Origin of the sequence: Streptomyces sp. NPDC019224 (genome assembly GCF_040632605.1) — a bacterium.
Classification (GTDB): Bacteria; Actinomycetota; Actinomycetes; order Streptomycetales; family Streptomycetaceae; genus Streptomyces.
On record NZ_JBEYCF010000001.1, the window covers coordinates 145363 to 151362 of the forward strand.

Annotated in this window: 8 protein-coding genes; all 8 read left to right on the forward strand. The window is 66.3% G+C overall.

Translation table 11 applies throughout. The features are described from left to right. The first annotated feature begins 33 nt into the window (after window positions 1-33). Window positions 34-1353 carry a preprotein translocase subunit SecY gene (gene secY / locus ABZ564_RS00750; RefSeq protein ID WP_360847248.1) on the forward strand — a complete coding sequence of 440 codons (1320 nt, stop codon included), beginning with the start codon at window positions 34-36 and terminating at the stop codon, window positions 1351-1353. Beyond that, window positions 1353-2012 (forward strand): adenylate kinase, encoded by a 660-nt coding sequence (locus ABZ564_RS00755; RefSeq protein WP_360847251.1) that lies wholly within the window; start codon window positions 1353-1355, stop codon window positions 2010-2012. Before secY ends, ABZ564_RS00755 begins: the two co-directional genes overlap by 1 nt. A gap of 138 nt (window positions 2013-2150) precedes the next feature. Beyond that, a complete protein-coding gene (map, locus tag ABZ564_RS00760; RefSeq protein WP_360847254.1) occupies window positions 2151-2987 on the forward strand; it encodes a type I methionyl aminopeptidase in 837 nt (278 codons plus the stop codon). A gap of 164 nt (window positions 2988-3151) precedes the next feature. After that, window positions 3152-3373 (forward strand): translation initiation factor IF-1, encoded by a 222-nt coding sequence (gene infA, locus ABZ564_RS00765; protein WP_003956442.1) that lies wholly within the window; start codon window positions 3152-3154, stop codon window positions 3371-3373. 59 nt (window positions 3374-3432) lie between these two features. After that, on the forward strand, window positions 3433-3546 hold the full coding sequence (gene rpmJ / locus ABZ564_RS00770) for a 50S ribosomal protein L36 (RefSeq protein ID WP_003956441.1): 114 nt from the start codon (window positions 3433-3435) through the stop codon (window positions 3544-3546). 194 nt (window positions 3547-3740) lie between these two features. Continuing rightward, window positions 3741-4121: a 30S ribosomal protein S13 gene (rpsM, locus tag ABZ564_RS00775; RefSeq protein ID WP_018519286.1), complete on the forward strand. Its 381-nt coding sequence runs from the start codon at window positions 3741-3743 to the stop codon at window positions 4119-4121. Between the two features lie 105 nt (window positions 4122-4226). Next, window positions 4227-4631: a 30S ribosomal protein S11 gene (gene rpsK / locus ABZ564_RS00780; protein ID WP_003956432.1), complete on the forward strand. Its 405-nt coding sequence runs from the start codon at window positions 4227-4229 to the stop codon at window positions 4629-4631. A 138-nt stretch (window positions 4632-4769) separates the two neighbouring features. Beyond that, the gene (locus tag ABZ564_RS00785; RefSeq protein ID WP_024755423.1) at window positions 4770-5792 is read left to right on the forward strand and encodes a DNA-directed RNA polymerase subunit alpha; all 1023 of its coding nucleotides are present in this window, start codon (window positions 4770-4772) and stop codon (window positions 5790-5792) included. The last annotated feature ends 208 nt before the right edge of the window (window positions 5793-6000 follow it).

Genomic DNA, 6000 nt, shown 5'->3' on the forward strand with positions numbered 1-6000 from the left:
TCTACGCTCTGCGCGGGGGTCGCAGGAGGCACCGTGCTCACCGGCTTCGCCCGGGCGTTCAAGACGCCCGACCTGCGCAAGAAGCTGTTCTTCACTCTCGGCATCATCGTGCTCTACCGGCTCGGGGCCCACATCCCGGTACCGGGCGTGAGCTACGAGAACGTCCAGACCTGTGTTGATCAGGCCAGCAAGGGCAACAACAGCCTCTTCGGCCTGGTGAACATGTTCAGCGGTGGTGCGCTGCTGCAGATCACGATCTTCGCGCTCGGCATCATGCCGTACATCACGGCCAGCATCATTCTCCAGCTGCTGACCGTGGTCATCCCCCGACTCGAGGCGCTCAAGAAGGAGGGGCAGTCCGGCCAGGCCAAGATCACGCAGTACACGCGTTATCTGACGGTCGCGCTCGCCATCCTCCAGGGCACCGGCCTGGTGGCCACCGCACGCAGCGGTGCGCTGTTCAGCGGCTGCCCGGTCGCCGACCAGATCGTCCCGAACCAGTCGATGTTCACGACCGTCGTGATGGTCATCACGATGACCGCCGGCACCGCCGCCGTCATGTGGCTCGGTGAGCTCATCACCGACCGCGGCATCGGCAACGGCATGTCGATCCTGATGTTCATCTCGATCGCCGCCAGCTTCCCGTCCGCCCTCTGGGCGATCAAGACCAGCGGCAAGCTCGCGGACGGCTGGATCGAGTTCGGCACCGTCATCCTGGTCGGCTTCGTGATGGTGGCCCTCGTCGTCTTCGTCGAGCAGGCCCAGCGCCGGATCCCGGTCCAGTACGCGAAGCGCATGATCGGACGTCGCTCGTACGGTGGTACGTCCACCTACATCCCGCTGAAGGTGAATCAGGCGGGCGTGATCCCCGTCATCTTCGCTTCTTCGCTGCTCTACATCCCGGCCCTGATCGTCCAGTTCTCCAACTCGAAGGCCGACTGGGCGATCTGGATCCAGGACAACCTGACCAAGGGCACCCACCCGTACTACATGACCGCCTACTTCCTGTTGATCGTCTTCTTCGCCTTCTTCTACGTGGCGATCTCGTTCAACCCCGAGGAAGTGGCCGACAACATGAAGAAGTATGGTGGCTTCATCCCGGGTATCCGGGCTGGTCGACCTACTGCCGAGTACCTGAGCTACGTGCTCAACAGGATCACTTGGCCGGGCTCGCTGTACCTGGGTCTGATCGCTCTGGTGCCGACGATGGCGTTGGCAGGCTTCGGTGGCGCTAACCAGAACTTCCCGTTCGGCGGGACGAGCATCCTCATCATCGTGGGTGTGGGTCTGGAGACCGTGAAGCAGATCGAGAGTCAGCTCCAGCAGCGCAATTACGAAGGGTTCCTCCGCTGATGCGAATCGTCCTCGTCGGCCCGCCGGGTGCCGGCAAGGGAACGCAGGCCGCGTACCTTGCCAAGAACCTGTCGATTCCGCACATCTCCACGGGCGACCTCTTCCGCGCCAACATCAGCCAGGGCACCGACCTTGGCAAGCAGGCCCGCGCCTACATGGACGCGGGGCAGCTGGTGCCGGACGAGGTGACGATCGGGATGGCCAAGGACCGCATGTCCCAGCCGGACGCGGTCAACGGCTTCCTGCTCGACGGCTTCCCGCGCAACGTGGGCCAGGCCGAAGCCCTGGACGTGATGCTCAAGGACGAGGGCGTGAAGCTGGACGCCGTGCTCGACCTGGAGGTCCCCGAGGACGAGGTCGTGAAGCGGATCGCGGGTCGCCGCATCTGCCGCAACGACAGCGCGCACGTCTTCCACGCCACGTACAACCCGCCGAGGACCGAGGGCGTCTGCGACACCTGCGGCGGCGAGCTGTACCAGCGCGAGGACGACAGCGAGGAGACGGTGCGTACCCGGCTGGAGGTCTACCACACGCAGACCGAGCCGATCATCGACTACTACCGGGCACAGGACCTGGTGGTCACCATCTCCGCGCTCGGCAAGGTCACCGACGTGACCGACCGGGCCATGGACGCGCTGAAGAAGTCCGCGGAGGACTGAGCGCCGCCCCCGTCGTCAGCGCAGTACTCGCAGTACAAGCCGGCCGCGGCGTCCTCGGACGCCGCGGCCGACTGCTTGCCGCCGCGTATCGTGGAAGACCCGCCCCCGTCACCGTCCCTACCGGAAAGGCGCCGCAGCATGGTGCAGATCAAGACCCCCGAGCAGATCGCGAAGATGCGCGAGGCGGGGCTGGTGGTCGCTGCCATCCACGCGGCCACCCGTGAGGCGGCGGTGCCCGGCGCCACCACCCGGGACCTGGACCAGGTCGCCCGCAAGGTGATCGCCGACCACGGCGCGAAGTCGAACTTCCTCGGGTACGGCGGGTTCCCCGCGACCATCTGCACCTCGGTCAACGAGGTCGTCGTCCACGGCATCCCGGACGAGAAGACGGTCCTCAAGGACGGCGACATCATCTCCATCGACGCCGGCGCGATCGTCGACGGCTGGCACGGCGACGCCGCGTACACCGCCTTCGTCGGTACGGGGCACGCTCCGGAGCTGATCGAGCTGTCCCGGGTGACCGAGGAGTCGATGTGGGCCGGCATCGCCGCGATGAAGGTGAACAACCGCCTCGTCGACATCTCCAAGGCCATCGAGTCCTACATCCGCCGCCAGCCCCGCCCCGCCACCGGCAAGTACGGGATCATCGAGGACTACGGCGGGCACGGCATCGGCACCGAGATGCACATGGACCCGCACCTGCTGAACTACGTCTCCCGCAAGCGCGGCAAGGGCGTCAAGCTGGTGCCGGGCCTCTGCCTGGCCATCGAGCCGATGGTCTCCCTCGGCACCCCGCACACCGAGGTGCTGGAGGACGAGTGGACCGTCATCACCACCGACGGCACCTGGTCCTCGCACTGGGAGCACTCCATCGCCCTCACGGAGCAGGGCCCGCTGGTCCTCACCGCCCCGGACTGCGGCCGCGAGAAGCTGGCGCAGTACGGGGTGGAGGCGGCGCCGGACCCGCTGGGCTGATCCGTTGCTTCCGGGAGGTCTAAGGATCTCCTGGGATGGGCAAACTTGACGGATTCGCCTTTGGGAGTCCGCTGACGTAGACTGACTCGTCGGCTCTCGTGCATCCGTGTGTCCGCACGCGGCGGACGAGAGACGATCAAGGTAGCCGATTCGAAAGGCGAAGCGTGGCCAAGAAGCAAGGTGCCATCGAAATTGAGGGCACCGTGATCGAGTCCCTCCCGAACGCCATGTTCAAGGTGGAACTCCAGAACGGTCACAAGGTCCTCGCGCACATCAGCGGCAAGATGCGTATGCACTACATCCGCATCCTCCCGGATGACCGGGTCGTCGTGGAGCTCTCCCCGTACGACCTGACGCGTGGCCGGATCGTCTACCGCTACAAGTAGATCTTGCCGCCGCCCGCCTCGGCGCGGTGTTGGCACTGACCCGGAGAACCTGACATCCCATGAAGGTCAAGCCGAGCGTCAAGAAGATCTGCGACAAGTGCAAGGTGATCCGCCGTCACGGCCGGGTCATGGTCATCTGCGACAACCTGCGCCACAAGCAGCGCCAGGGCTGACGCACGACCCCCTGCATCTCGCAGTTCTTCGCGCGACGCACGTAATACGTACATACGCAGAGCCCGTCCAAGCCACGGCTGACGACACCTCCGGCGGGGGCCGGGGACCCGGACGTACCACCTCTCCCAGCGAGGGGTCGGCGGTCGGGAGTGGTTCTGCGGAAGACCCCCGACTTAACAACTGGAGCCATTGAATGGCACGCGTTTCAGGTGTTGACATCCCGCGCGAAAAGCGCGTGGAGGTTGCCCTCACCTACGTCTTCGGTATCGGGCGCACCCGGTCCAAGGAGATCCTCGCCACCACCGGCGTGAACCCGAACACCCGCGTTCGCGACCTGGCCGAAGAGGACCTGGTCAAGATCCGCGAGTACGTGGACGCCAACCTCCGCACCGAGGGTGACCTCCGCCGCGAGATCCAGGCCGACATCCGCCGCAAGGTCGAGATCGGCTGCTACCAGGGTCTCCGTCACCGCCGCGGTCTGCCGGTCCACGGCCAGCGCACCAGCACCAACGCCCGTACCCGCAAGGGTCCGCGTCGCGCGATCGCCGGCAAGAAGAAGCCGGGCAAGAAGTAGTCCTCAGCGGACGCACTGCGAGCGACCGGAATCCCGGGCGTCAGCAGCAACCAGCGGTCTTCGCTGTAGGACCGATCACCTCCCCTCTCCATCTGGAGTCAAGACATGCCCCCCAAGGGTCGTCAGGGCGCAGCCAAGAAGGTGCGTCGCAAGGAAAAGAAGAACGTCGCTCACGGCCACGCGCACATCAAGAGCACGTTCAACAACACGATCGTCTCGATCACGGACCCCTCGGGCAACGTGATCTCCTGGGCCTCCGCCGGCCACGTCGGCTTCAAGGGCTCGCGCAAGTCCACCCCCTTCGCCGCGCAGATGGCCGCCGAGTCGGCCGCCCGCCGCGCGCAGGAGCACGGCATGCGCAAGGTCGACGTCTTCGTGAAGGGTCCGGGCTCCGGCCGCGAGACCGCGATCCGCTCCCTCCAGGCCACGGGCCTCGAGGTCGGTTCGATCCAGGACGTCACCCCGACGCCGCACAACGGCTGCCGTCCGCCGAAGCGTCGCCGCGTCTGATCCGTCACGGCCGGTGACGGCCGTGCGGCAGTAGCGTGGGTACGGGCGGTATGCCCCCTGCGGGGGTGTACCGCCCGTATCCTTGTTTCATCTGTCGGGCGTCAAATAGTGGGCGCCCACGACTGAAGGATTCACATCATGCTGATCGCTCAGCGTCCGTCGCTGACCGAAGAGGTCGTCGACGAATTCCGCTCGCGGTTCGTCATCGAGCCGCTGGAGCCCGGCTTCGGCTACACGCTCGGCAACTCCCTGCGCCGCACGCTCCTCTCCTCGATCCCGGGTGCCGCTGTCACCAGCATCCGCATCGACGGTGTCCTGCACGAGTTCACCACCGTGCCGGGCGTCAAGGAGGACGTGACCGACCTCATCCTCAACATCAAGCAGCTGGTCGTCTCCTCGGAGCACGACGAGCCGGTCGTGATGTACCTGCGCAAGCAGGGCCCCGGCCTGGTCACCGCCGCGGACATCGCCCCGCCGGCCGGTGTCGAGGTGCACAACCCGGACCTGGTCCTGGCCACGCTCAACGGCAAGGGCAAGCTGGAGATGGAGCTGACCGTCGAGCGCGGTCGCGGCTACGTCTCCGCCGTCCAGAACAAGCAGGCGGGCCAGGAGATCGGCCGCATCCCGGTCGACTCCATCTACTCGCCGGTGCTCAAGGTCACGTACAAGGTCGAGGCGACCCGTGTCGAGCAGCGCACCGACTTCGACAAGCTGATCGTCGACGTCGAGACCAAGCAGGCCATGCGTCCGCGTGACGCGATGGCGTCGGCCGGTAAGACCCTGGTCGAGCTGTTCGGTCTGGCGCGCGAGCTCAACATCGACGCCGAGGGCATCGACATGGGCCCGTCGCCGACGGACGCCGCGCTCGCGGCGGACCTGGCGCTGCCGATCGAGGAGCTGGAGCTCACGGTCCGCTCGTACAACTGCCTCAAGCGCGAGGGCATCCACTCGGTGGGCGAGCTGGTGGCCCGCTCCGAGGCGGACCTGCTCGACATCCGCAACTTCGGTGCGAAGTCGATCGACGAGGTCAAGGCGAAGCTGGCCGGTATGGGCCTGGCGCTGAAGGACTCGCCTCCCGGCTTCGACCCGACCGCCGCGGCGGACGCCTTCGGCGCGGACGACGACGCGGACGCCGGTTTCGTGGAGACCGAGCAGTACTGAGTCGCCTCCCGGCTGGGGTGCGTCTGTTCCAGGGGCGCCCCGGTCCGGGCGAGGGCTTCTGTCCTCAATCGCCGGACGGGCTTGATTTCGGGCTGGTGCCTGATGTCCAGTGCGGACGGGCTTGATTTCGGGCTGGTGCCTGATGTCCAGTGCGGACGGGCTTGATTTCGGGCTGGTGCCTGATGTTCAGTGCGGACGGGCTTGATTT

Bases quoted from the DNA above. Each gene is read 5' to 3' on its own strand.
- ABZ564_RS00755 (WP_360847251.1), top strand. From the start codon at position 1,353: ATGCGAATCGTCCTCGTCGGCCCGCCGGGTGCCGGCAAGGGAACGCAG.
- map (WP_360847254.1), top strand. From the start codon at position 2,151: ATGGTGCAGATCAAGACCCCCGAGCAGATCGCGAAGATGCGCGAGGCG.
- rpmJ (WP_003956441.1), top strand. From the start codon at position 3,433: ATGAAGGTCAAGCCGAGCGTCAAGAAGATCTGCGACAAGTGCAAGGTG.
- rpsM (WP_018519286.1), top strand. From the start codon at position 3,741: ATGGCACGCGTTTCAGGTGTTGACATCCCGCGCGAAAAGCGCGTGGAG.
- rpsK (WP_003956432.1), top strand. From the start codon at position 4,227: ATGCCCCCCAAGGGTCGTCAGGGCGCAGCCAAGAAGGTGCGTCGCAAG.
- ABZ564_RS00785 (WP_024755423.1), top strand. From the start codon at position 4,770: ATGCTGATCGCTCAGCGTCCGTCGCTGACCGAAGAGGTCGTCGACGAA.